Annotated in this window: 17 protein-coding genes and 1 pseudogene; 6 read left to right on the top strand and 12 right to left on the bottom strand. The window is 54.5% G+C overall.

Annotated elements, in window-relative coordinates; translation table 11 throughout:
- Nucleotides 1–137 precede the first annotated feature (137 nt).
- Nucleotides 138–436, top strand: a pseudogene (locus BBKW_RS03475) (IS256 family transposase); the annotation flags it as partial.
- 95 nt (nt 437–531) lie between these two features.
- On the opposite strand, the gene BBKW_RS03470 reads toward BBKW_RS03475, so the two are convergent.
- Entirely contained in the window at nt 532–2,775 is a 2,244-nt protein-coding gene (locus tag BBKW_RS03470; RefSeq protein WP_033501986.1) for an ATP-binding cassette domain-containing protein, read from the bottom strand.
- Nucleotides 2,776–2,779: 4 nt separating this feature from the next.
- On the bottom strand, nt 2,780–4,162 hold the full coding sequence (locus BBKW_RS03465) for an MATE family efflux transporter (RefSeq protein ID WP_033501987.1): 1,383 nt from the start codon (nt 4,160–4,162) through the stop codon (nt 2,780–2,782).
- A 387-nt stretch (nt 4,163–4,549) separates the two neighbouring features.
- Here BBKW_RS03465 and BBKW_RS03460 point away from each other — a divergent pair, with 387 nt between their 5' ends.
- Both BBKW_RS03460 and BBKW_RS03455 read left to right on the top strand, forming a co-directional pair.
- Entirely contained in the window at nt 4,550–4,807 is a 258-nt protein-coding gene (locus BBKW_RS03460; protein WP_048349503.1) for a TfoX/Sxy family protein, read from the top strand.
- Between the two features lie 26 nt (nt 4,808–4,833).
- A complete protein-coding gene (locus BBKW_RS03455) occupies nt 4,834–5,694 on the top strand; it encodes an AraC family transcriptional regulator (RefSeq protein WP_033501263.1) in 861 nt (286 codons plus the stop codon).
- A gap of 180 nt (nt 5,695–5,874) precedes the next feature.
- Here BBKW_RS03455 and ychF read toward each other — a convergent pair whose 3' ends face one another.
- Genes ychF through BBKW_RS03440 form a run of 3 tightly spaced genes read right to left on the bottom strand, consistent with a single transcriptional unit; the run spans nt 5,875 to nt 9,181 of the window.
- Entirely contained in the window at nt 5,875–6,975 is a 1,101-nt protein-coding gene (gene ychF / locus BBKW_RS03450; RefSeq protein ID WP_033501264.1) for a redox-regulated ATPase YchF, read from the bottom strand.
- A gap of 17 nt (nt 6,976–6,992) precedes the next feature.
- Nucleotides 6,993–7,793, bottom strand: coding sequence for a pyrroline-5-carboxylate reductase (gene proC / locus BBKW_RS03445; protein ID WP_033501265.1), 801 nt, complete (start codon nt 7,791–7,793; stop codon nt 6,993–6,995).
- A 44-nt stretch (nt 7,794–7,837) separates the two neighbouring features.
- On the bottom strand, nt 7,838–9,181 hold the full coding sequence (locus BBKW_RS03440) for an alpha/beta fold hydrolase (RefSeq protein ID WP_033501266.1): 1,344 nt from the start codon (nt 9,179–9,181) through the stop codon (nt 7,838–7,840).
- Between the two features lie 177 nt (nt 9,182–9,358).
- Here BBKW_RS03440 and BBKW_RS03435 point away from each other — a divergent pair, with 177 nt between their 5' ends.
- A complete protein-coding gene (locus BBKW_RS03435) occupies nt 9,359–11,968 on the top strand; it encodes a sensor histidine kinase (RefSeq protein WP_033501267.1) in 2,610 nt (869 codons plus the stop codon).
- A 75-nt stretch (nt 11,969–12,043) separates the two neighbouring features.
- Nucleotides 12,044–12,790, top strand: a complete 747-nt coding sequence (locus BBKW_RS03430) for a response regulator (protein WP_033501268.1) — start codon at nt 12,044–12,046, stop codon at nt 12,788–12,790.
- Between the two features lie 91 nt (nt 12,791–12,881).
- Here the strand turns inward: BBKW_RS03430 and BBKW_RS03425 are convergent, their stop codons facing one another.
- The 7 genes from BBKW_RS03425 to BBKW_RS03395 form a co-directional block, all read right to left on the bottom strand.
- A complete protein-coding gene (locus BBKW_RS03425) occupies nt 12,882–15,524 on the bottom strand; it encodes an ABC transporter permease (protein ID WP_033501269.1) in 2,643 nt (880 codons plus the stop codon).
- A 41-nt stretch (nt 15,525–15,565) separates the two neighbouring features.
- Entirely contained in the window at nt 15,566–16,357 is a 792-nt protein-coding gene (locus tag BBKW_RS03420) for an ABC transporter ATP-binding protein (protein ID WP_033501270.1), read from the bottom strand.
- A 132-nt stretch (nt 16,358–16,489) separates the two neighbouring features.
- A complete protein-coding gene (locus BBKW_RS03415; protein WP_128832370.1) occupies nt 16,490–17,530 on the bottom strand; it encodes an Lrp/AsnC family transcriptional regulator in 1,041 nt (346 codons plus the stop codon).
- The gene (locus tag BBKW_RS03410; RefSeq protein WP_033501272.1) at nt 17,518–18,336 is read right to left on the bottom strand and encodes an energy-coupling factor transporter transmembrane component T family protein; all 819 of its coding nucleotides are present in this window, start codon (nt 18,334–18,336) and stop codon (nt 17,518–17,520) included. The genes BBKW_RS03415 and BBKW_RS03410 overlap by 13 nt, the downstream gene beginning before the upstream one ends.
- A complete protein-coding gene (locus tag BBKW_RS03405) occupies nt 18,336–19,943 on the bottom strand; it encodes an ABC transporter ATP-binding protein (RefSeq protein WP_033501379.1) in 1,608 nt (535 codons plus the stop codon). Before BBKW_RS03405 ends, BBKW_RS03410 begins: the two co-directional genes overlap by 1 nt.
- 122 nt (nt 19,944–20,065) lie before the next feature.
- Nucleotides 20,066–20,617: an ECF transporter S component gene (locus BBKW_RS03400; RefSeq protein WP_004223777.1), complete on the bottom strand. Its 552-nt coding sequence runs from the start codon at nt 20,615–20,617 to the stop codon at nt 20,066–20,068.
- Between the two features lie 260 nt (nt 20,618–20,877).
- Nucleotides 20,878–22,191 carry an O-acetylhomoserine aminocarboxypropyltransferase/cysteine synthase family protein gene (locus BBKW_RS03395; RefSeq protein ID WP_003836594.1) on the bottom strand — a complete coding sequence of 438 codons (1,314 nt, stop codon included), beginning with the start codon at nt 22,189–22,191 and terminating at the stop codon, nt 20,878–20,880.
- A 330-nt stretch (nt 22,192–22,521) separates the two neighbouring features.
- Between BBKW_RS03395 and BBKW_RS03390 the strand changes: the two genes are divergently transcribed.
- A complete protein-coding gene (locus tag BBKW_RS03390; protein ID WP_033501273.1) occupies nt 22,522–23,397 on the top strand; it encodes a pyridoxamine kinase in 876 nt (291 codons plus the stop codon).
- Nucleotides 23,398–23,528: the final 131 nt, after the last annotated feature.

The raw sequence follows: 23,528 nt of genomic DNA, 5'->3' as shown, positions 1-23,528 counted from the left end.
AACTCGGGAATATACAGGAGGCGGCACCGATGCCTCTCACATCACCGGGAAACGATGACGACACCGGGAAAACCATCAGCTCACACTGCGGAAAAACACTGCCGAACCCGCCCAACAAATATTGAAGCAGTACACACCACGTGCAGGCCAACATCCTCGAACTGACCGACAAGCGGCCCCGCCTGGAGGCCGGCAGACGGCTGCGCGCGATTGCCGCCGCCCTGGCACGCGTCAAGGACCGGGACTCCGCCACGGCGTGGCTCGTCTCCTACAGCCGGTGGGAGCAGGACTTTGCCTCATTCCTCGACGAGAAGAGCGAATACGCCGACGGCAGCGTGAACGGCATGCACCAAAGGCTCGTCAAGGCGCGGCGCATGATCCCAGGCGCATCCGGGAGGGCCAGCCGTTCGCGTTCCTCGACGAGGGGCTCGCGGCCAACGCGATGACCGACGAACGACTCGAGCGCCGGACACACATTTTGGCCTATAACCCTTAATTTTCTAATCAGGAGCAGGGAGAACAGGAATTCGCCTATGAAATACTGGATGCACGCAGACAGTCCGCTGTCAGTGTCTTTGCATTTTGAAGCATCTCCTCCGGTGTCCCTGTAAATACCACTTCTCCCCCGTTCTTCCCTCCATCGGGGCCGATGTCAATAATCCAGTCCGCCTGCTTCATCACGTCCAGGTTATGCTCAATCACTACCAGCGTATTTCCGCTGGATACAATCCCATCAAACAGATTCAACAAATTATCTACATCGGACCTGTGAAGGCCTGTGGTCGGCTCATCCATGACAATGATGCTACTGCTCTTCCCCAGGTTCTTTGCCAGCTTAATCCGCTGCCGCTCTCCCCCGGACAGGGTGCTAAGGGGCTGCCCCAGCGGCAGATAGGATAATCCCACCTGCTGCATTACGCTCAGGCGTTTCCTGATCCTGGTATCCTCAAATAATTCCAGTGCCTGGGAAGCGGTAAGCCCCAGCAATTGGACAATATTGCTCCCCTTGTAGGTACAGGCAAGGGCCTCCCTGTTATACCGCACACCGCCGCATGCCTCGCATTCTGTAACAATCGGGTCCATAAAGGCAAGTTCCGTAACGAGAACACCTTTGCCGCCGCAGATTGGGCAGGCTCCGGCGGAATTAAAACTGAACAGGCTTTCCGGCTGATTGTTCTCCCGTGCCAGAAGTTTTCGTATCTCATCAAAGAAGCCCAGGTAGGAAGCTGGTGTAGAGCGGCTAGTAGCTGTAATCGGCCCCTGGTCCACCATCACCACTTCATTCTCATACGCTCTCGCAAATACCTGGGAAATGAGGGTACTCTTTCCCGAACCAGCCACACCAGTCACCACCGTCATGACTCCCAGAGGGATGTCCACATCCACATGCTTTAAGTTATGAAGGCAGGCATCCCTTACCGGCAGGCTGCCCGTGGCTTTACGTGGCGTATGTTTTATGGGGAACAACTTTTGCATGGATTTTCCCGTCAGTGTATCTGCCCTAAGTAGTTCCGGATAGCTTCCCTCAAACACGACTTCACCGCCGTTTTGTCCTGCCGCAGGCCCCACGTCAATGACATGGTCTGCAATGGAGATTACGTCTTTATCATGTTCCACCACAAGGACTGTATTTCCTTTATCCCGAAGCTTCTTGAGAAGATGATTCATACGGTAGACATCCCGTGGATGCATCCCGGCACTGGGTTCGTCAAAGATGTAGGTCATCCCGGTCAGGCTGCTTCCCATATACCGGACCAGTTTCAGCCTCTGGGCCTCCCCGCCGGACAAGGAGGGTGTTTCCCGGTTCAGATGCAGATAAGGGAGTCCAATCTCGATCATCCGGTCCAATCCCTCCAGGATGGTATGAACCAGCAGACCCACTGTCTGGTCCGTGATTTGTGTCAGGACTTCCCGCAGGAGAGTCAGCTCCATCTCGCACATGTCTGCAATAGAATACCCGTTTATTCTACAGTTCAAAGCCGCCTCATTCAGCCTTTTTCCATGACAGTCACTACATTCTATTTCCGTGATCAGGTTTTTTGACTTCTCTTTGGTGTGTCTGCTTTTGCTGCTGATATCCCGGTTTAAGAGGGTTTTCGTATACTTATGGTACAATCCAGTTACTTTCGGGTTCTCCGGCTCTCCCTTACCATCACGGGCACCATAGACAAGAAGGTTGTATTCCTCTTTTGTGTAATCCCGGATGGGTTTATCAAGGTCGAACAGCCCTGACTCAGCATACTGCTTCCAATACCAGGATCCCGGACGGTACAGGGAATCCTTCACACAGCCCTGGTTCCAGGATTTATTCCGGTCCAGGACTGCTTCCATATCCACTTTTGTAACTTTTCCGAGACCGGAACAGGTCTTGCACATCCCGTTGGGGTCATTAAAAGAGAAATAGGACGCAGTTCCCACAAAGGGCTGCCCAATCCTGGAAAACAACAGCCGCAGGCTGGCATACAGTCCGCTGATGGTCCCTACTGTGGAGCGTGCATTTCCCCCTAAGGAGGACTGGTCCACCACAACGGACGGTGTCAGATTGTCAATGCGCTCCACTGCCGGTCTGGGGTATTTGGGAAGCCTGGACCGTACAAATGCCGGGTAGGTTAAGTTCATCTGCCGCTGGGATTCCGCTGCAATCGTGTCAAAGACAATACTGGATTTCCCGGACCCGGACACCCCGGTAAATACTGTGATTTTTTCCTTCGGGATTCTGAATGTGACGTGTTTCAAGTTATTCTGGGTAAGCCCATACACCATAATGTCTGCCATCTGATCACACTCCTTTTCTCTTTTTCCTGCTGTCATATCCAACCAAACCTGCTGCAATCAGAGCCGTAAGGATGTCTGCGGTGGGACCTGCGTACAGAATCCCGTCCATTCCCCAGATACCCGAGAAAATATGGATGAGCGGTACCATCAGCAGAAGTGGCCGGAGGATGGAAAGCAGCATCGCTTTCACTGCCTGTCCGGCTGCCAGATAATACTGGGCTGACACCACCTGAAATCCAGTAAACGCCAGTCCGAACAGGGAAATGCGCATACACTTGATACCAAATGCCATAGATGCTGGCTCATTCATCCCAAAAATCTGCAGAATCTCCGCCGGGAATAACTCACAGATAAGCCAGCCAATCACAGAAACCACCGTAGCTGCGCCAACCGCCTTTTTATAGGTTTCTTTGACCCGGTGTTCGAAACCAGCGCCTTTGTTAAATCCGATGATGGGCTGCATCCCAAGTGCAATCCCCACACAGATAGAAACCACTACAGAACTGATCCGAAGCACAATCCCAAGACTGCTAAGTGCCGCTTCGCTGCCAACGCCTGCCATTTCACAGCTCACCACCGCTTTGTTCAGTTCAATCTGCAGAATTGTTACCGCCACCTGAATCATGCAGGATGGAAGCCCAAACGCAAATATCTGACCGCAGATGGGTAATGTAGGGCAGATATTTTTTCTTCTTAACCGGATATGCCCTTTCTTTAAAAAGTAAACCAACAGTATGACCGCGGACATGATCTGCGAGGTTACGGTAGCGATTGCTGCACCTTTCACTCCCCAGTTAAAAACAAATATATAGATTGGATCCAAAACCAGGTTGATTACCGCTCCGACCAGGAAGCATCCCATAGCCAGGATGGGGCTGCCACACGCTCTGGCCATACTGGACAGGGCAATAGCTGCCATACTAAAGGGTGCACCAAGTAAAATGATGGGGGCATAATCCAGCACATAGGACAATGAGCCCTGCGCCCCCTTCGTAGCCCCAAAAGCTAGTGCCAGCGGTTTCAGGAAAGTAAGGCATATAACGGTAAAAAGAATACCTATGGCAACAGACAGAGTGAATACCGTTCCAAGGGTTTTTTCGGCTTCTGCTTCTTTTCCTGCCCCTAAGTTCATGGACGTATAGACACTGCCGCCAATCCCCAGCAGGGTGGCGATGGATAAAAGAATCGTGACGAAAGGAAAAGTAACCGTGGTTGCAGCAATGCCAAGATATCCCACCCCACGCCCAATGAATATCTGGTCTACGATGTTGTAAAGTGCATCCACCAGCATGGATAAGACAGATGGGATTGCAAATTTTATGAGCAGCCTGCCGAGAGGTTCGGCTGCAAGAGGGTTTCCCCTCACTGTTTTAATAGTCTTGTCCATCTCTTTTTCTCCTTTGGTTTTTTCATCATTTACGCTGGATTAGCGTATCAAAGGAGCGCAAACCATTCATGATACTTTTTGCGGTTTTTTCATCCGAAGGCCTGACGGCAAACCATGCCTCCTGAATCGGCGTCTCCATGCCCCCGCCTTCTATAGGGTATACCTCGATATCCGGCAGCTCTGCATAAAAAGGCCTGATGATGGCAGAACTTCTAAATGCAGATACCGGAACATATTATCGGAAGTCACATGGCAGCATGGATCTGCTGTTACCATGCACCAGGTGGCTTCAGATATCCGAAACTCTTCCATTCCTGGGGGCATTGCTTGGTTTAAATAGAACTGATATAACGTGGATAGGAAAACTGTGAACATCTGGGAGGCAATATGAAGAATTTATCGGAATTACCTAACATAGGAAACGCTGTAGCTAATCAATTAAAACAAGTTGGTATTTTAGATGAAGACGATTTGAAATCCATAGGAGCAGAACAAGCATGGCTGAAAATACAGCAAATTGATAAAACAGCGTGTATCAATAAACTCTACGCATTAGAGGGTGCAATCTTAGGCATAAAAAAAACTTTGTTGCCAAACGAAAGAAAAGAAGCATTAAGAGAATTTTATAACAGATATAAAAAGTAATAGTAAAAACGGATGGAGGTGCCTGTTTGAAACGATATCCCCCTTTAGAAAGGGCCATTACCTATATCGAAGCACATCTAAATGAATATATCGGTCTGAATGAAGTATCAAGAGAAACCGGCTACTCCTACTACTACATGACCCGCCTGTTTTCTTCTGTTTTAGGTGAATCCGTGGGACACTATATCAACCGTCGGAGGCTTTACAATGCGTCCGAAAAACTGATTCATTCCGACCAGAAGGTCATTGATATTGCACTTGACTGTGGTTATGAATCGTCAGAGGCGTTCAGCAGGGCCTTTAAAGCTGTTTTTGGATACAGTCCTGTAGCTTACCGGAAAGCCGGACTTGATTTGGTGATAAAAGCAAAAAAAGAACTGGCGCCGGAAGATGTGTGCCATATTGCCAATCATATTTCACACGCTCCCAAGATCATCCTGCTAGGTGAGACAGAAGTAGCTGGGCTTCGGGGGACTACTTCCCTGTCCGACAATCAGCTGCCCGGACTGTGGGAACAGTTCCATGGTCTTAACAAAGATTTTTTCACCACATCTGCGGGATATGGCATCTGTGAAACGCAGAAGACGGCTTATACAAAAGACGGCGACGCGTTATATTCCGTCATGATTGGCGGTCCGGTGAAGGATTTTGATTGCCTGCCGCTGGAACTGACAAAAAAGACGCTGCGTGCAGGAAGATACGCTGTTTTCACCCACCGGGGCACACTTGGAAACTTATATAAAACATATCAGTATATCTTCGGAACATGGTTGCAGGCCACTAGGGAAGAACTGGATGACAGGGAAGATTTTGAAGTTTATGAGCATGAAATTCTATCCTTTGATGATCCAGATAATGAAGTTAAAATTTTTATTCCTATCAAATGACAGGACACCATTTTGCGCACGGGCGCTGACGGGGTTTTACATATCACCGGGTATTTAGGGTGTGTTTACACTATCTAGGTTTTGTGTGATAATTATCGTATGTGTACGCCAGATATCACACAAAACCTAGATAGTGTAAACACACCCTAGAATTCCCAGATTTTCAGCACTACCAAACGGTCACTTCTTAGACGTTGGGGAGAACTTGAACTCCACAATATCTCCGTCGGCCATGACGTAGTCGCGGCCCTCCTGACGGAGCTTGCCTTCCTCCTTGATCTTGACCATGGAGCCTTCGGCAGCCACGAAATCGTCGTAGGAGACGATGTCGGCCTTGATGAAGCCTTTTTCGAAGTCCGTATGAATCACGCCGGCAGCCTGCGGGGCAGTATAGCCCTTGTGGATCTGCCATGCGCGCACTTCCTTCTCGCCTGCGGTGAGGAAGGTGGAAAGGCCGAGCGTATCGTAGCCGACTCGCGCCAACTGATCCAATCCAGACTCCTCAAGACCGGCGTCCGCAAGCATCTCGCGAGCGTCAGCCTCGTCGAGTTCGGTCAGGTCGGCTTCAAACTGCGCGTTGAGGAAAATGGCCGGAGCCGGAGCCACGGATGCGGCGAGCTTGGCCTGCATGTCTTTGTTCTGCAGTTCGGCATCGTCCACGTTGAACACGTAGATGAACGGCTTGGCGCTCATCAAGTGCAGATCGTAGACGGAATCCTTGTCGAAACGACCTTCGCGAGCCGCCTTATCAATGGTTTCGCCGGCTTCAAGAATGGTCTTCGCCTGCTTGACGGCCTCCATGTAGGCTGGTTCAATCTTCTTGCCGCGCAAATCCTTCTCCAACTTCGGCAGCGCGTTCTCGATGGTCTGCAGATCGGCGAGGATCAGCTCGGTGTTGATGGTTTCAATGTCGCCGGACGGATCGACCTTGCCGTTGACGTGCACGATATCATCGTCTTCGAAGGCACGCACGACCTCGCAGATCGCGTCGGCTTCGCGAATGTTGGCGAGGAACTTGTTGCCCAAGCCTTCGCCTTCCGAAGCGCCCTTGACGATGCCTGCGATGTCGACGAAGGTGACGGTGGCCGGCACGATCTTCTCCGTGTGCACGAGCTTGGCAAGCACCGGCAGACGGTCATCCGGCAATGGCACAATGCCGGTGTTCGGTTCGATGGTGGCAAACGGATAGTTTTCCGCCAGAACGTTGTTACGGGTCAATGCGTTGAACATGGTGGACTTGCCGACATTCGGCAGTCCGACGATTCCGATAGTAAGAGACATAGTTCCTTAGCTTAGTATTAGGCTTCGATGGCGTCGACCGCTTTGATCACGGCACCACGGAACGCACTTTCCTCCAACGATGCGACACCCTTGATGGTGGTGCCCCCTGGAGAGCAGACAGCGTCTTTCATGGCACCCGGATGCGTTTCGTCGGCCAGATAGAGCGCACCCACGCCTTCCACCATTTTGGCGGCCAGACGATACGCGGTGGCACGCTGCAATCCATATTTCACACCGGCATCGCCCAATGCTTCGATGTACATGTCGGTGAAGGCCGGCGCGCAGCCGGCAATACACATGCCGATGCCCATGTGTGCGGTGTCCACGCGTTCGATCAGGCTGATTGACGAAAACAGGTTTTCGAAGGTTTCCGTCTGTTCCTGCGTGAGCGTGTTGTCGATTTCCGTGACCATCACGCCTTTGCCGACAGCCATCGGCGTGTTCGGAATGGTGCATTGAATGTGCGCCTGTTCGAAAGACGTTCCGAACAGGTCATGGAATTTGTTCAGATCCCAGCCTGCCGCAATGGACACGACGATGGTATTTGGCTGCGCCAGCTTGTCAACGATCGGTGAGATCACCGCTTCAATCTGATATGGTTTGATGGCGATAACGACCACATCGGCAGCTTCGGCCACTTGTGCAGCGGTATGCACCGCTTTCGCACCAAGTTTGGCGGCGTTACGTTCCAGCTTGTCATAGTGTGCCGCACAAGCCACAATGTCGTTGCCGCTGATTGTGCCGGCATTGACCAGGCCTTCGGCGATCGCCTGCGCCATATTGCCGTATCCGATGAATCCGATGGTTGGATTGGCCATGTTTCTTTCCTTTGCTATCGATGCTCGTCGTTGCTGAACGATCGTCAGAACAACTCCGCCAAATCTCCGCGGTTCAATGCTTCATTGAACAGGTGCTTGAACACTGTTGCACCATGCACGCCGTCATGTTCAAACTCATTGGTAGTCCAATAATGTGAACGACCGACGCGAGACAGCGTGTCGAGCTGCAATCCAGAATCAACATACATGTCGTCAAAATAGACGGCAGCCTGCAGCGGAACCTCATTGCGAGCCAACTGATCGGCATCGTAAATCGTGCCGAAATGCGTGTCTTCCATAAGCACATCCATGGCTGGTTTGAACGGACGCAACGCACGTTCCTGCTCGAACATCCACGGGAACATGGCCTCGCCGGTGAAATTAAGCGGACGAATGTCACCCGCGAATTCCGGATGCTCGCCGCGCACGCGTTGGGCGGCCCAGCAAATCGGCGCTTCCAGCTCACCGTTGGCGTAGATGAACTCCTGCAACGGCCAATACAGCGGGCGAGATGAAGTCGCATCCATCACGGAAGACAGGAATTCGTCAGACAGTTCCGCCGAGGTCGAGGCCGACCCGTCGCCGTCAAGGAATGCCTGGTCAAGAATCCAATGCACGCGTTCGAAACTCGGCTTCATACCGAAATCGGATCCCAAGCATTGGAAGCGTTCCACCGTGAGCGGATCGCCGTTCGGCAATGTGACCTTGCGCGATTGCAGAATGTCGGCGACGACCGCGGCACGTTCGATATCGATCGGGTAACGCTCGTAGAACTGCTTCGTCTTTGCCGCCATGCGCGGGAACGTATGACGGTACACGTCGGTCGCATCGGCAGGAACATGAGGAATGCCGCCCGTGGTGAAACTGGCGATAACTCCTTGCGGGAACAGCGAAAGATACGTCAACGTCAGGAATCCGCCATAGCTTTGGCCAAGCGTGACCCAACGTGCGCCTCCGAATTCGGTACGACGCAGATGCTCGAAGTCACGAACGATCGAATCAGCGAGGAAACGCTTCAAAAACGCGGCACCGGCCTTGCCGTCGCCATCCATGCCCTCAATCACATGCGTATCGACACGAGACGAACGCCCAGTACCACGTTGATCCGGCAACACCACACGGAAATGCTTGATGGCCTCCTCAATCCAACCATCGGAACTTGGACCGAGCGGACGCGGACCGGAACCACCGGGACCACCCTGCAGGAACACGAGCAGCGGCAGATCATCATGCACATGTTCGGGAGCGGTGACCACACGGTAGAACAGGCTAATCGATTCGCCACCGAACCCATGACCGGGCTCGTGACCCGTCCAATCCAACGGCACCTTGATGGAACGATCCTCAATATGCAATCCGGGCACGTAGTATTCGCTCAGCAACGTCATGCATTCACCTTTCCTTTGGCGTCATCGGCATATTCAATGCGAGTAGTGACTTTTTGATGGCTTCCATCTCACCCACATGCGGGGACAACCTTACCTCACAAAAGCGGCTTTACCTTACCGCTATTTCATTCCTGCGCATGATGGCGTCACAGCATATCTGGCGCTAGGGTGGAGCATATGTCGAATTTCAAGCAGCGTCTCTTGTCGTGGATGCATGGTCATGTCTTCGCAGGCGATCTCATCATCACGCTTGTTATAGGTGTTCTGCTGTTCGGCGTGACCAGCGGCATCACCTATAATCCGGGATTGCTGTTTGACCTTAAGCCTTCCACGCAGATGACATGGGAAGCGGCAATGCTTATTCCGCTGCTAATCCGTCGATGGTGGCCACAGACCGGAGCGTTGCTCTTCGTGGCATTGACCTTGGCGCATCTCATATTCGGCCCCTGCCTGTTGGGCACCGATATTCTGGCATTGTTCATGCTGTATTCAGTGATCGTCTACGGCAATCCCAAAAACACGAAAGCCTTCATTATTCTGGCGTTGACCATCGGTCTTCTGGCTGCGGCGCTGGCGGCATGGACCATGACCAATGGACCACTGCTCACCGGAGGCAAAGTGCATACATGGAGCAGCTGGAATGACTCAAATCCAAATGTCGTTATGGTCACGGAAGACACTCTCGGTTCCATCTACACAGGAACATCCATATCGGAAGTCGCCGACATGGTGGCGCATTCCATGCTGGTGATGACGCCGATTTTCGAAGTATGTATCATTTCCACCGTCATTGTAGCGTTCTGGCAGCGTGCCCGTCTGGCAACCATTCGCATGATGCGGGAACGCAATGAGGCAATCGCCGCGCGAGACCAGGATGAACGCGATATCGCCGCGTTGGCGGAACGCGCACGCATCGCACGTGACATGCACGATGTGGTGGCGCACACCCTGTCAATCATCATCGTGCAGTCTGATGGCGGTCGCTATGCAGGCACGCATGATCCCGCGGTGGCCAGAAACACCATGGAGACGATTCGACACGAATCGGAACGCGCACTGCATGACATGCAACGTCTTCTGGGAGTATTCGGAGGTTCACCGCACGCCGATTATAACGATATCGGCAATCTTGTGGAACAAGCGCAAAATGTCTCCCCCGACATTCGAATCCGACGGAATATCACCGGCACCGCCAGCCCGGAACAACTCGGCGAACAAGCCTCGATAGCTTCCTACCATGTAGTGCAGGAGGCGCTGACGAATATCCGCAAGTATGCGGGGCCACACGTCGATGTGCACATTAAAGAGTCATGGAACAACGGTTTGCTCACTTTGACCATCACCGACAATGGTCATGGCGCGGCAGCCAATATCGACGGGCATACGCCAGGTTACGGCCTGCTGGGCATGAAAGAACGCATCGAATCGGCCGGAGGCTCGTTGCAGGCTGGCCCTCAACTCGGCGGAGGCTTCGAAGTCATGGCCACCCTGCCTTACGGCGGCAAAGAACAGGTGACAGACGAAACCGGCGAACAGTATGCATCGGAACAGTCCGAATCGTGCAACACAACTGCCGTATCCAACAAAGCGAAATTCTCCGACGAAGCAATCGCACCTCACACAGTCGTCAACATATCGGCGCGAATCCCAGATCAACCATCGGAGCAGACGCAGGAAACCAACCAACCGACCGGTCGCGATCATCGTTCGAATGCCCTGCAACATTTGCGCATCACCGCACCCAATCTGCATGATTTGCTCAAATCGTTGAAACTGAAATCCGTAGAACTTGCAAATACATCCAATTCACGAGGACTGAATTGGGTGGAACGTGTTTCCGCGTGGACGCAGCACCATTATGCGCTCATGGATTCCGTTGATGCCGTGGCATTGGTCATGCTGCTGAATCGCATGTCGATTACGTTCTTTTTTGATAGTTCACCTCATGTGCAGCTCTCTCATGCGATCGCCGCATGCTGCTTGCTGGCGCTGGCTCTTCGACGCAGTTTCCCCGAGACTTGCGCGCTTATTGTGTTCGTATTGTCGGTTGTGCAATTGGTGTTTTTGGAGTCGATTGAGGTTGGACATATCGTAGCGTCGCTGTGTGCGCTGTATTCAGCCGTATTGTATGGGCGTGAACACGCATGGCGTTGGGCCGGTCTTGCCGCCGCTACCTGTTCGGTGCTGATGGGCTTGAAAATCGCGGCTTATCAACACGGATACACTACCTTGTTCGGCACCATCGCCGCTTTTGCAGGCTTGACGAAACCGGTTTCAGTCACTTCAAGTAATACGGCGGCGTTCTTTACCGGCGCTATGTATACGGTTGCAGTGCTGATGCTGTGCGCCGGCATTATGGCGTGGGCACGTTGGGCTCGTTCCAGTGATTCAAACGCACTGGTGTTGCAGGCGCGAGAGGAAGCGCTGGTGGCCGAGCAGGAGAAGCAGCGCATTCTCGCGGCGAATATGGAACGTGACCGTATCAGTGCCAGCATTCAGGCTGAGGTCACTGCCACGTTGAACAGCGTGATTAGTCAAGCCGTCGATGGTATCCGCATGCTGGATCGCGCCGAAGCACAAGGCAAAGAGCCTACCGCCGACGAGATTTCCACAGCGTTCAAAGCCATTGGCGAACAGGGGCGCGCCGCGCTTAAACGTATGCGCGAACTGCTTGGCGTGCTTCGTGAGACTGGTTTCAGCGATGACGCTCATGCCGGTAGCGCGAACGAACTGCAGTTGAGGCCCGCAGCACCGTTGGAGGAGCAGCTGCAGCGCGCATCTCAATAGCCGATTCAAGTTTTCAGGGAGATTTAAGGGTTTGTTTCGCGCTGTGAGCGGAACAATGCCGATAAGGTGGAGAGTATGAGTGAAGAACAGAAGATTCGTGTGGTCATTGCCGATGATCAGGAATTGGTACGTGCCGGTTTCGCCATGGTGATCGGGTCCCAACCTGATATGGCGGTTACGGCGCAGGCTCGCGATGGTGCAGAGGCTGTGGCGTTGGCGGAAACACTGCATCCTGACGTGGTGTTGATGGATGTGCGTATGCCCGGCATGGATGGTATCGAGGCGACTCGGCAAATCAGTGCGTTGCAGCATCGCTTTGCTGCCGATGGAACGCAATCAGAAGTCACTCATACCAAAGTGATCATTCTGACGACATTCGATTTGGATGAATATGTTATGGCTGCGATCACTGCTGGAGCTTCCGGTTTTCTGCTGAAAGATACGGAACCGGAAACGTTGTTGAATTCGATTCGCACGGTTTTTCAGGGTAATGCGATTATCGCACCGTCCGCCACGAAACGTCTTATCGAGAAAATGATGGAAGGCGATTTCATGGCTGCGAATGTTGGCGCACATGGAAATTCCACTGCTTCTTCCACTTCTGATTCGACGTACACCGATCCGGAATTAGATGAACTGACTGATCGCGAGCGCGAAGTGCTTATTGAGATCGCGCATGGATTGTCGAATCAGGAGATTGCCGACAAGCTTTTCATCAGCCTGCCGACGGTGAAAACGCATGTGGCGCATATTCTGGCGAAGATCAATGCGCGTGACCGTGTGCAGGCGGTGGTGTTCGCTTACGAAAACCATTTGGTCTGATTGATTTGTTGTTTTGCGTATGCATGATACGCAAAAAGGACTCCTACCATGTTTGTGGCAGGAGTCCTTTTCGTTGTGTTTGCTATGAAGCTTAGGCTTCGGCGAGCGCCTCAACAGGAGGCGTGCTCACTGCCCTGCGTGCGGGGAAGACGCTGGCGAGCAATGCTGCCACGGCTGCCACGGCGAGTACGATGCCGTTAATGCCCCATTCGAACGGGAACACCACTTTGCCGTACATACTGAACACCACGTATGCGCCCAGCCAGCCGAACAGGGTGCCAAGTAGTACGCCCGCGATGCCGGATACCAGCGAGATGAGCAGGGCTTCCACCGCAAGAGAGCGTCGCAGCTGGCCTCGGGTCATGCCGATGGCGCGCAATGTGGCGGATTCTCGGGTGCGTTCGATCACTGACAGCGACAGCGTGTTGACCACGCCGACAAGTGCGATGAGCACGGCCACGGCGATCAATCCCACCAGAAGCATCATCATGGAGTCGATCATCTTCGCCCATTCGCTGCGTTCGGCAATCGGTCCGGTCACTGTCGCATCAGTGCTCTTCTCCAATGCGGCCTGCATGTCGTTGTAGATGCCGTCAACGGAAACTCCCGATTTGTCAGTATCTGCCTTGACCAGCAACACATGGGTGGCGGCGTCAAGGTCACCATTGGTGAAATGGCTTTCATCCACGAATCCGACAGCTCCATACTGTGCGGATACGCGACGGTAATCGGCTTGCTCTGCTTGCAATGTCAGCGAACGCGTAGCGTCGCCGTCCTGGTTCCATTCGGTGGAGAAATCAGCCGTGCCATTGGCGAACTGCAGCTCCTTGCCGGTTTGCGCATTGTATGTTGGTATGAGAACACTATCACTGTCGATGGAGGCGTTACCCAAGTTGACACGCATGACCTGCTTGACCTGATCGATGTTCTTCACACCGACCAGCAATGCGGACGTAGGGCGGGTTCCATCCGCTTTCTCCAAGGTCACGGAAACCGCCGGCGCATACAACGTGTCGGACACGCCGTTGATGTCGGCTACATCCTTGGCCATTTGCTGGCTGATGTCATCGCCCATGGCCACGATGTCGACGCTATAACGGGTGGCGAGCGCACCATTCATAGTCTCTTTGGCGCTAGCGGCACCGGTTGCGATGGTGGAAACCAAGGTGACGCCGATAAGCAGAGCAGCACCGGTTGCTGCGATGCGTCGCGGATTCTTCTGAATGTTGGCGTGTGCAACTGTTGCGGAAGGTCCTGTCAGTGAGGCCAACGCTCCAACGCCCTTCATGAGGGTCGGCATCCAGAACACCGCGGTGACCACCATGCCGAGGAACACCAGTGCAGCGCCGGCGATGGCCATGAGCAGAATCATCGTGAATTGATCGCGGGTCGCTTCCTCGCCGCCATTGGTGGCTTGTACCTGCCAGATGGAAAATACTGCCATGGCGATACCGACCACCACCATCAGAATACCGATTATGGCTCGCGTGAGGCTAGAACGACGGTTGTCGGTCAGTTCAATCGGGCGCAATGCCTCCAATGGCGTTACCGCGGTGGCGGAACGTGCGGATCCCATGGATGCAAGCACCGTCACCACAATGCCGAAGAGAATGGGTACGACGGCGGCTTGCCAGGAGAAGTTGAACCGCATACCCGCCTGCATGATGTCGCTGACGCACATGCCCCACATGAGCAGGCTTCCAAGCACCACGCCAAGCACGGATGCGACGAAGCCAAGCACTGCCGCTTCGAACAGCACGGAACCATACAGTTGGCCTTTTTTCGCGCCGATAGTGCGTAGCAAGGCGAGTGTGCGGCGGCGTTGCGCCACGAGCACTTGGAACGTGTTGGCGATCACCAGAGCCGCCACGAACATGGCAAGCACGCCGAAGCACATAAGGAATGTGGTGGCGATGTTGGTTTGGTTGCCGCTTAAGGATTTGATGCTTTCGTCACTGATTTGCTGTCGTGACATCAGATCGAAATGCTTTGGCAGCAACGCTTTCACACCGTTGATGGTTTTTGCGGATACGCTGTTTCCATCCAAGGCAAGGTCGAGATACACCATTCTTGTTCCGGTGGCGTTGAAATCGTCCACTCCCTGCATTGCGGCAAGCAGATTGTTGGATCCTACGATCGCACCACCATAGTATGAGTAGGCGCCGTTCGGATCGGATGTGAGTCCTACCACGCGCACGTTGTCCGCCTTGGCTTTGCCATCGTCGCCTACCGCATATCGGGAGGTCAGGCTTACAGTGTCGCCAATGCCGACGTTCAGCTGTTTCGCCATGTCTTCCGGCAGTGCGACTTCGTTGGAATCCTTCGGCTGGTCCCCTTCCGTAATATTCACGGGGAGCATGTTCTTCTGTGCCGCGGTGGAAATGATCTCGCCGCTGACGGTGCTGTCTCCCTTGGAAACGCTGACGCCGGTTTCCACCGAGGCACGGACGCCGCCAACCCCTTCGATGCCGGCGATCTGGTCGAGATGAAAGTCGCCGACAGTGCTGGAATACGCCTCGTTGAGTTCCTTATCGCTCAGGTCGGAGCTGTTGACGGTCACCGCATAGTTGGCGTTTCCGAACATGGCGGTCAGCTGCCGTGTCAGGGAGTCGTTCATGGCATTGCCGAACAGGAAGGTGCAGGCGATGAACGCCGTGCCGATCATGATGGCGATGCCTGCGGGTATGAGCATGCGCTTGGTTTTTCGCATGAGTTTCAAAGTGATGGACCACATGGTGAATTCTGTTCCCTTCTTCGAATGCTTCTACAGTGCGTTTAGTGGGAATGCCTCGCGGAAGCCGCATTCATTGTGGCGGCTTCGCGTTCCTTCATCAGCAGTTCACTCATCTGGTCTGCTGTCGGCTTGTTCACGTCCGCCGCGATCTGGCCGTCGGCGAACACGAGCGCACGGTCGGCGTAAGACGCGGCGACCGCATCATGCGTGACCATGATGATGGTTTGGCCAAGTTCGTTGACGGAACGTTTCAGGAAGCTCAGCACTTCGGCGCTTGATACGGAGTCAAGATTGCCGGTGGGCTCGTCTGCGAATACTAGTTTCGGTTTGGTGATCAATGCTCGTGCGATGGCCACCCGCTGCTGTTGACCTCCCGATAGTTCGTTCGGACGATGGTTGAGACGTTCCTTAAGGCCAAGCGTTTCCACCAGCAGACGCAACCACTGTCGGTCGGGTTTCGCTCCAGCCAATGTCAATGGCATGAGAATGTTCTGTTCGGCGGTGAACATCGGCAGCAGGTTGAAGCTTTGGAAGATGAATCCGATGTCACGGCGGCGCAGCAACGTAAGCTGGTTGTCGTTCATGCGCGTCAGATCGTCGCCATTGAATATGATGTGCCCGCCGGTTGCGCAATCCAGTCCTGCCAACGTGTGCATCAACGTGGATTTGCCGGAACCGGACGGTCCCATAATCGCCGTGAATTTTCCTTTTTCAAAAGCGACGTTGACGCCACGCAACGCATGCACCGTGTTATTCCCGGAACCGTAGTCCTTCACAAGATCCACGGCTGCAATGGCCGTATTGGTAGCTTTGATGGTGTCCCTGATATCCATGCTGTCATTCCTTTCCTTGGATTACCTCCAAAATTACGGAAAAACAGCTGATTCGAATATCATGCGTTGGTCTGAATTATCATCTCATCCTTGAGAATGAGCAAAGACGGGGCGCATAATACCATTGATCCATCAATCGTCGAGAAGCACGCCGTCGCGGGGAGGCTCAAGCCAATACGACTCTTTTTCCACGCTGACGGTGGATGCCCACCAGGTCTGTTCCACGCCTGGCAACGAGCGAATGGATTCGTCTACCACACGCCACAGATCCCCGTCATCTCCGGCGATGATTTCGATGAGGTAGTCGGCTCCGTTCAATCCGACGCCGCTCATCGCGTACGTCACTTCATCGATTTCCAGCAGTTGTTCGGCATCAAGCCGATACGGCGGCTTCACACCGATGCCGAGAAATGCTTGGCGGAATCCGCCTAAACGCATGGGGCTGACCGTGGCCATAATGCGCATCACACCGGAATCCTCCAGTTTTTTGACGCGCCCACGAATCGCGGTGTGCGTCACGCCAAGATGCTCCCCTAGCGTGGCGTAGCTTGCCCTGCCGTCTTTCTGTAATTCGTTGAACGTGTGCACGAATCGCGAGTCCAACCGATGCACGGGAATATCGGTGCCGACGCTGGCCTCACGTTTGGTCATGAATCCAGTTTCGCCGCGTTCGGCCAGCAGACGGTTGACCACGCTGACATTATGGTCGTCAAGCACCAATCGACCGCAGGAGAACACTTGCAGACGGGTCAATCCGGGCAGTGCGCGCAAATCGTACTTCAGGAAATGGTCCATACCTTCGGATGAATACACCACGGCTTCGGCGATGATGTCGGCATCGCCCAACGCGCAGACCACATAGGTGACCTGAGGCATGGCTTTGAGCATGGCGAGCGCCTCGTTGCGATTGCCGTTGATGCGCAGTCCCACAAGCACCTGACTGTAATTTCCGAGACTCAACGGATTGCATACGGGCACAATGGTCATGATGCCCGCTTCGGTGAGCCGTTTGTAGCTTTCCGTCGCCGCATATACGGAAATGCCGATTTTATCGGCAAGCGCCTGCATGGTCATACGTCCGTTGCATTGCAGCGCCGATACCACCTTCAAATCACGTGCGGTGATTGTAGTACGCTCCTCATCCTGCGTCATCACACCCCCTATGACAGCCATGTCATCAACCACACGCTGCCTGCGGTGGCGGCAATGGTAATCACGAGAATAATCCAGTCGGCAATTCTCATCGTAAGGTTGACCCGATATGTGCGTTTCACGCCGTTCCGATTCAGGTTGAGTCCACGCGATTCCATGGCCCAGCCCACGCTTTGGCTCATTTTGTAGGCGCGGATCAATACGGCGATGATGATCGGCAGATACGATTTGAACCGGTCTACGAGACGTACGAATATGTTGCGTTTTTTACCTGCCGCATTGACTTTGCCGCTCAGATCAAGCCCTCGCGCACGCTGCGCGTCGGACACGGATTGGAAGATGGAGAAGAACACGGGAATATACCGTAATGCGGTTGCCAAGGTGAGCCCGGCCTTGTAGGGCATGCCGAGCGAGGTAAAGCCACGAACCAGTTTGGTCTGGCTGGTGGTGAACAGCGTGATGAAGCATGCAAAGCCGAGCGCTGGAATGCGCAGACCTATCACCGCCGCCATGAGCAGATTCTCCTGCGTGAGACGCAGCCATCCCCACTGCCAGAGCACGTGCGTTCCACTCTGGTCGAAGACCGGCCAAAGCACCACGATAAACACGATAAGCACGGCGAGGATCTTCCACACCCATCCAATGCGCTCGGCGGGCACATGGTCGGTGGCGAGCATCACATGTTCGAGAATGAGGATGCCGAGGATGAACGCCCGGTTACGCCATACGAGGCAAAGGACCAGCATGACGATGGAGATGAGGAATTTGACGCGCGGATCGGTGCGATGCAACCATCCGTCGACTGGTACATACAGGTCGGCATCCATCAGCGTTCCTCCTTGTCACGTTCATCCTTGGCGATTTTCAACAATACGTGGGTCGCTGATATCGGACCGCGCGCCTTGTGTGGCTGCCGCGCCTGTCGCACGGACGATTGTTGTGCTTCCTGCGATTTGTCGATCGGCCCATATTGCACGACATGACCGTCTTCCAATTCGAGCACGTGCGTGCAATACCGATATACGGCACGCATGTCATGGCTGATCATGATGACGGTGACGCCACGCTGGTTGAGTTTTTCCACGGTTCCAAGGAATCGTGATGCGAGACGATGGTCAAGACCCGCCGTAGGTTCGTCGAGCACGAGTATTGGCGTGCGCATGGCGATCACCGAAGACAATGCCACCGCACGTCGTTCGCCGTAACCGAGCGTGGCCGGCGAAACGTCCTCATACCGGTGCAGGTCGAACAATGTCATCATTTCGTCAACACATTTGAACACGGTGGCCGCATCAAGTCCGAGCGCGGTCGGACCGAACGCGATCTCCTCTTTGGTGCTGGAGCAGAAGATCTGATGGTCGGGATTTTGGAATACGAATCCGACGTGCGCGGCCATTTCGCCCACGCTATGCTTCGATACGTCGAGCCCATCCACCTTCACGATTCCTTGCGTGGGTTGAATCAGCCCGTTCAGATGCTTGGCAAGCGTGGTCTTGCCTGACCCGTTGCGCCCGATAAGTCCTACGAAGGCGCCCTGTTCGATATCCAGGCTGACATCATCCAATGCGGGAGACGCATTGCCGCCCTGTCCATAGCGGTGCGTCACATGGTCCAGACTGATGATCGCATGCTTCGGCTTGCCGTCGTTCATTACCGGCAACGCCTTGATGACGGGGGACGGTCCGTCACTCACCTGCACGCCGGAGGATTCCAACAGTCTACGTTCTCGGGTAAATAGGCTGGCGTCTCCATTGCGCACCACTTCACCGTTGACCATGAACAGCACCTGATCGGCCCAGTAGGCAATGTGTTCGGTGTCCTGCCCGGCCATGATCACCGTCATGGAACGGGTTTGGCGAATACGTTCGAGCGCGTCGAACACTTCCTGCTTGCCTTCGGGGTCGAGGGCCGCGGTGGGTTCGTCAAGAATAAGCACATCGGGTTCCGCCGCGAGCGCGGCGGCGATGGCCACGCGCTGCATCTGGCCTCCCGACAGGCTGGTCGGCACACGTTTGCGGTATCCGGCCATGCCGACCAAGTCGAGCATGATGTCAATCTGCTTGTCGATGACGTTCGGGGCTACTCCGCGGTTTTCCAGCGGGAAAGCGATCTCATCCTCGACACTCGAGCAGAACAGCTGCGCCTCCGGATCCTGTTGCACATAACCGACACGCTCCGACAGTGCCGAGACGGAGTGCCTGCTCGTATTCATGCCGTTGACTTCCACGACACCGCTCATGGTGCCGTCGGCCAGGTTCGGAATGATACCGGCCAATGCCATGCATAGCGTGGATTTGCCCGCTCCGGTCGGTCCGATGATGCCGACGAAGGATCCGGACCGGATGTCGAAGCTGACGTGCCTGAGGCTTTCCACCGGCTTGCCCCCGTCGGTCAGTGGCGCATACTTCCATCCTAAGTCGCGAACCGTAATCATGACGCCCACCCCGTGCTTTCACGCATTTTTTCCGCAGCCGGCAACCGCATTTCACAATAAAACCCGTGGAATCGCCTTTCATCGGCAAATCCACGGGCCTGCCTTCACATGATATTAATGTATCACTCCCCCGCCTTAATACCGAGGTTACCCAAACGTACCAGCGGCGGATAGGCCTGACGAACGGCGGTGAACAGCGCAAAGCCCACAATCAGGCCCACCGCCATCTGGAAGGAGTTGCCCGCGATCTCGCCCAACGCCGGGCCGAATCCGGAAAGGATTCCGCCTGCGATGAAATAGCCGAACACCTTCCATACGCCTGCGATCACCGAGCCGATGATGATGTTCGCCGGATTGAATTTCTTGACGAGCAGGCCCACGAGCACGGCCTGCAGACCATCGATGACGAACGTGAAGATGGCCCACTGCGGATAACCAGAGATCAGATCGCTCAACGCCGGGCCAAGACCGCCGATAATGCCGCCCACCCATGGTCCGAACGCATACGCGCTGAAATAGATCATGGTGTCGGACAGGTTGAGGTAGCCACGGATCGGGGTCGGGATCTTCACGAGCATGGTCAGCACCGTGGTGACCGCGGTCATAATGGCGATCAGCGGAATGGTGTTGACCTGCAACGCCTTTTTGATATCGTTCTTGACTTCTTGGGCCATGATCTCTTCTCTCTTTACGTTATTCTCAATATCATCAATAATGCTTGTATTTTTGAAAGAAACTAATATTTTTTTCTTTCAAAGAAAAGAATTGAGACATTGCTTTTCGTAACAATCGCAGATTCTATACCAGCTGTAATACATTGAGATGACATCGTTTGCAGATACGACGAAACGATCTGCGACACCGCCCCTTCTTTTCGGCGTCGCAGACCGTTTCATTTGTTTAGGATGGCGTTATTTCGCCGATCCTATGCGTTTCACTTGGCGAGGCCAGATTCACGCAGAGCCGTGAAACCACCCTTGAGATCGTCGAGGATGTCTTCGATGTTCTCGGTGCCGATGGACAGGCGGATGGTGCCTTGGTGGATGCCCTGGTCCTCGAGCTCCTCCACTGTCTCCTGGGAGTGCGTGGTGGAGGCCGGGTGGATCACGAGGCTCTTGGCGTCGGCCACGTTGGCCAACAGGCTGAACAGGTGCAGGTTGTCGATGAACACGCGTGCCGCGTCCTTGCCGCCCTTGATGTCGAAGGTGAAGATGGAGCCGCCGCCATTCGGGAAGTACTTCTTGTACAGCTCGTTATCCTTGCGGCCTTCGATGGACGGGTGGGAGATGGACTCGACTTCCGGAACGGTCTTCAGGTAGTCGATGACCTTCAGCGCGTTCTCAACGTGGCGTTCGACGCGCAGCGACAGGGTTTCGGTGCCCTGCAGCAGCAGGAATGCGGCGAACGGAGACAGGGTGGCACCGGTGTCGCGCAGCAGGATGGCGCGGATACGGGTCACGAACGCGGATCCGCCCAGGGCCTCGTAGAAGTTCAATCCGTGATAGGACGGATCCGGCTCGGTCAGGGTTGGGAACTTGCCCGGCACTTCGGCCCAGTTGAAGTTGCCGCCTTCCACGATCACACCGCCGAGGGTGGTGCCGTGGCCGCCAATGAACTTGGTTGCGGATTCAACCACGACATCAGCGCCATGCTCCAGCGGGCGGAACAGGTACGGGGTGGCGAAGGTATTGTCGACGATCACCGGCAGATGATGCTTGTGGGCGATGGCGGTGATGGCTTCGAAGTCCGGCAGGTCGGCGTTCGGATTACCGAAGGTCTCGAAGTAGACGAGCTTGGTGTTCTCCTGGATGGCGTCCTCGAACTCCTGCGGATTCTCGGCGGAGACGAAGGTAGTGGTGATGCCGTCACGCGGCAGGGTGTGACGCAGCAGGTTGAAGGTGCCACCGTAGATGTTCTTGGCGGCGACGATGTGATCGCCGGACTGGGTGATGTTGCGCACCGCGTATTCGACCGCGGCTGCGCCAGATGCGACGGCCAGACCTGCGGTGCCACCTTCGAGGGCTGCGATGCGGTCTTCGAACACGCTTTGGGTGGAGTTGGTCAGGCGGCCGTAGATGTTGCCTGGATCCGCCAGCCCGAAACGGGCCTCGGCGTGGTCGAAATTATGGAACACGTAGCTGGTGGTCTGGTAGATCGGCACCGCGCGGGAATCGGTTGCCGGATCGGCCTGCTCCTGGCCGACGTGAAGCTGCAGGGTTTCGAAGCGGTAGTTCTTGGAATCTGCCATGGTTTCTGCTCCTTGTGTGGAATGGTTCGTTGCCTGTCTTGCTGACCACCCGCCTTGCCGTGTGTGGCGGCTGGTCAGGTGTTGGTAGCGACAATAATCCGGCCGCGCTCCGCAATGCAAGCCAAACGTTATCGCACTTGCCTATATCCCTTTATAAACCGTTGGAATCATTGCCATTCATGCTCTATAAAACCGTTCTGACAACCGTCTGAAAATCTGCGACACGCCGGCAAACGGCACTGCGATGATACGCCGTACGAAGCATCGTGGCTCCGAAGTCAGACGGACGGCTAAAGTCGTGGTCAGACAATCGCAAGAGAGGGTTTCAACATGGATGACGTGATTCTGTATGATCGCGATCCGCATTATGTTCCGCGCGTTGCGGCGGTGCATGACATGTGCGGATACGGCAATTGCTCGCTGACGGCGGCCATTCCGATCCTGTCGTCGGCCGGATGCGACGTATGTCCGGTGCCGACCGCGCTATTTTCGGCACACACGCGCTACAGCGTATTCACCTTCCACGATACGACCGAGATTTTGGACGGCTATCTGGACGCATGGCGTAAGGAGAACGTCGATTTGGACGGCGTGTATTCCGGTTTCCTTGGCTCCGCCGAACAGGTTGCGATCATCAAACGCCTGTATTCGCAATATCCGCATGCCTTGCGTTTAGTGGATCCGGTAATGGGAGATGGAGGCGAAATCTACGCCACATACACGCCGGAACTCTGCGAAGCCATGGGCACGCTGGTGGATGGCGCCGACGTACTGATGCCGAATTTGACGGAAGCATCCATATTGACGAAACGCACATATCCAGGGCGCGATCTGAGCGATGCCGAAGTAAATGACATGATTGACGCATTGCTTGATTTGGGTGCGAAAAACGTGGTTTTGAAAGGCATCGATCATGACGATGGTACGATTCGCAATTATGTTGCCTCAGCTGCTTCGGGGGCTTCCGGCAAGCAGGAGCTTGCGCACAGCAAGCTGCCGTTCATGACGCATGGTACCGGCGACGCGTTCGCTTCCGCACTCTGTGGTGCGCTGATGGCGGGCAGGCCGTTAGCCGAATCGGCGCATATCGCAGGAGAGTTCGTGCGTCATGCCATGGAAAACACACAGTATCAGCCGCATCATGATGAACGTGGCGTGAGCTTTGAACTGAATCTTGACGAGCTGACGCAGCTGGTCCGTCGCTAAGCATTCCGATCGCATACGGTTTCGGGCGTTCCATAGCCATTGGTCCGTGGAGCAATGTGGATAACGGCAAGTTATCCACCAACTATCCCAAACACGCCCGAAACCGCATCCTTTATCCACATTTGCCGTTC

The organism is Bifidobacterium catenulatum subsp. kashiwanohense JCM 15439 = DSM 21854, from assembly GCF_001042615.1.
GTDB lineage: Bacteria > Actinomycetota > Actinomycetes > Actinomycetales > Bifidobacteriaceae > Bifidobacterium > Bifidobacterium catenulatum.
Note: the sequence above shows the minus strand (reverse complement) of the source record. Positions and strands in the feature narration are given on the sequence as shown.

What these genes read in the sequence shown, in the direction of transcription:
- BBKW_RS03470 (WP_033501986.1), bottom strand. Translation starts at nt 2,775, where the DNA reads ATGGCAGACATTATGGTGTATGGGCTTACCCAGAATAACTTGAAACAC.
- BBKW_RS03465 (WP_033501987.1), bottom strand. Translation starts at nt 4,162, where the DNA reads ATGGACAAGACTATTAAAACAGTGAGGGGAAACCCTCTTGCAGCCGAA.
- BBKW_RS03460 (WP_048349503.1), top strand. Translation starts at nt 4,550, where the DNA reads ATGAAGAATTTATCGGAATTACCTAACATAGGAAACGCTGTAGCTAAT.
- ychF (WP_033501264.1), bottom strand. Translation starts at nt 6,975, where the DNA reads ATGTCTCTTACTATCGGAATCGTCGGACTGCCGAATGTCGGCAAGTCC.
- proC (WP_033501265.1), bottom strand. Translation starts at nt 7,793, where the DNA reads ATGGCCAATCCAACCATCGGATTCATCGGATACGGCAATATGGCGCAG.
- BBKW_RS03440 (WP_033501266.1), bottom strand. Translation starts at nt 9,181, where the DNA reads ATGACGTTGCTGAGCGAATACTACGTGCCCGGATTGCATATTGAGGAT.
- BBKW_RS03435 (WP_033501267.1), top strand. Translation starts at nt 9,359, where the DNA reads ATGTCGAATTTCAAGCAGCGTCTCTTGTCGTGGATGCATGGTCATGTC.
- BBKW_RS03430 (WP_033501268.1), top strand. Translation starts at nt 12,044, where the DNA reads ATGAGTGAAGAACAGAAGATTCGTGTGGTCATTGCCGATGATCAGGAA.
- BBKW_RS03425 (WP_033501269.1), bottom strand. Translation starts at nt 15,524, where the DNA reads ATGTGGTCCATCACTTTGAAACTCATGCGAAAAACCAAGCGCATGCTC.
- BBKW_RS03420 (WP_033501270.1), bottom strand. Translation starts at nt 16,357, where the DNA reads ATGGATATCAGGGACACCATCAAAGCTACCAATACGGCCATTGCAGCC.
- BBKW_RS03415 (WP_128832370.1), bottom strand. Translation starts at nt 17,530, where the DNA reads ATGGCTGTCATAGGGGGTGTGATGACGCAGGATGAGGAGCGTACTACA.
- BBKW_RS03410 (WP_033501272.1), bottom strand. Translation starts at nt 18,336, where the DNA reads ATGGATGCCGACCTGTATGTACCAGTCGACGGATGGTTGCATCGCACC.
- BBKW_RS03405 (WP_033501379.1), bottom strand. Translation starts at nt 19,943, where the DNA reads ATGATTACGGTTCGCGACTTAGGATGGAAGTATGCGCCACTGACCGAC.
- BBKW_RS03400 (WP_004223777.1), bottom strand. Translation starts at nt 20,617, where the DNA reads ATGGCCCAAGAAGTCAAGAACGATATCAAAAAGGCGTTGCAGGTCAAC.
- BBKW_RS03395 (WP_003836594.1), bottom strand. Translation starts at nt 22,191, where the DNA reads ATGGCAGATTCCAAGAACTACCGCTTCGAAACCCTGCAGCTTCACGTC.
- BBKW_RS03390 (WP_033501273.1), top strand. Translation starts at nt 22,522, where the DNA reads ATGGATGACGTGATTCTGTATGATCGCGATCCGCATTATGTTCCGCGC.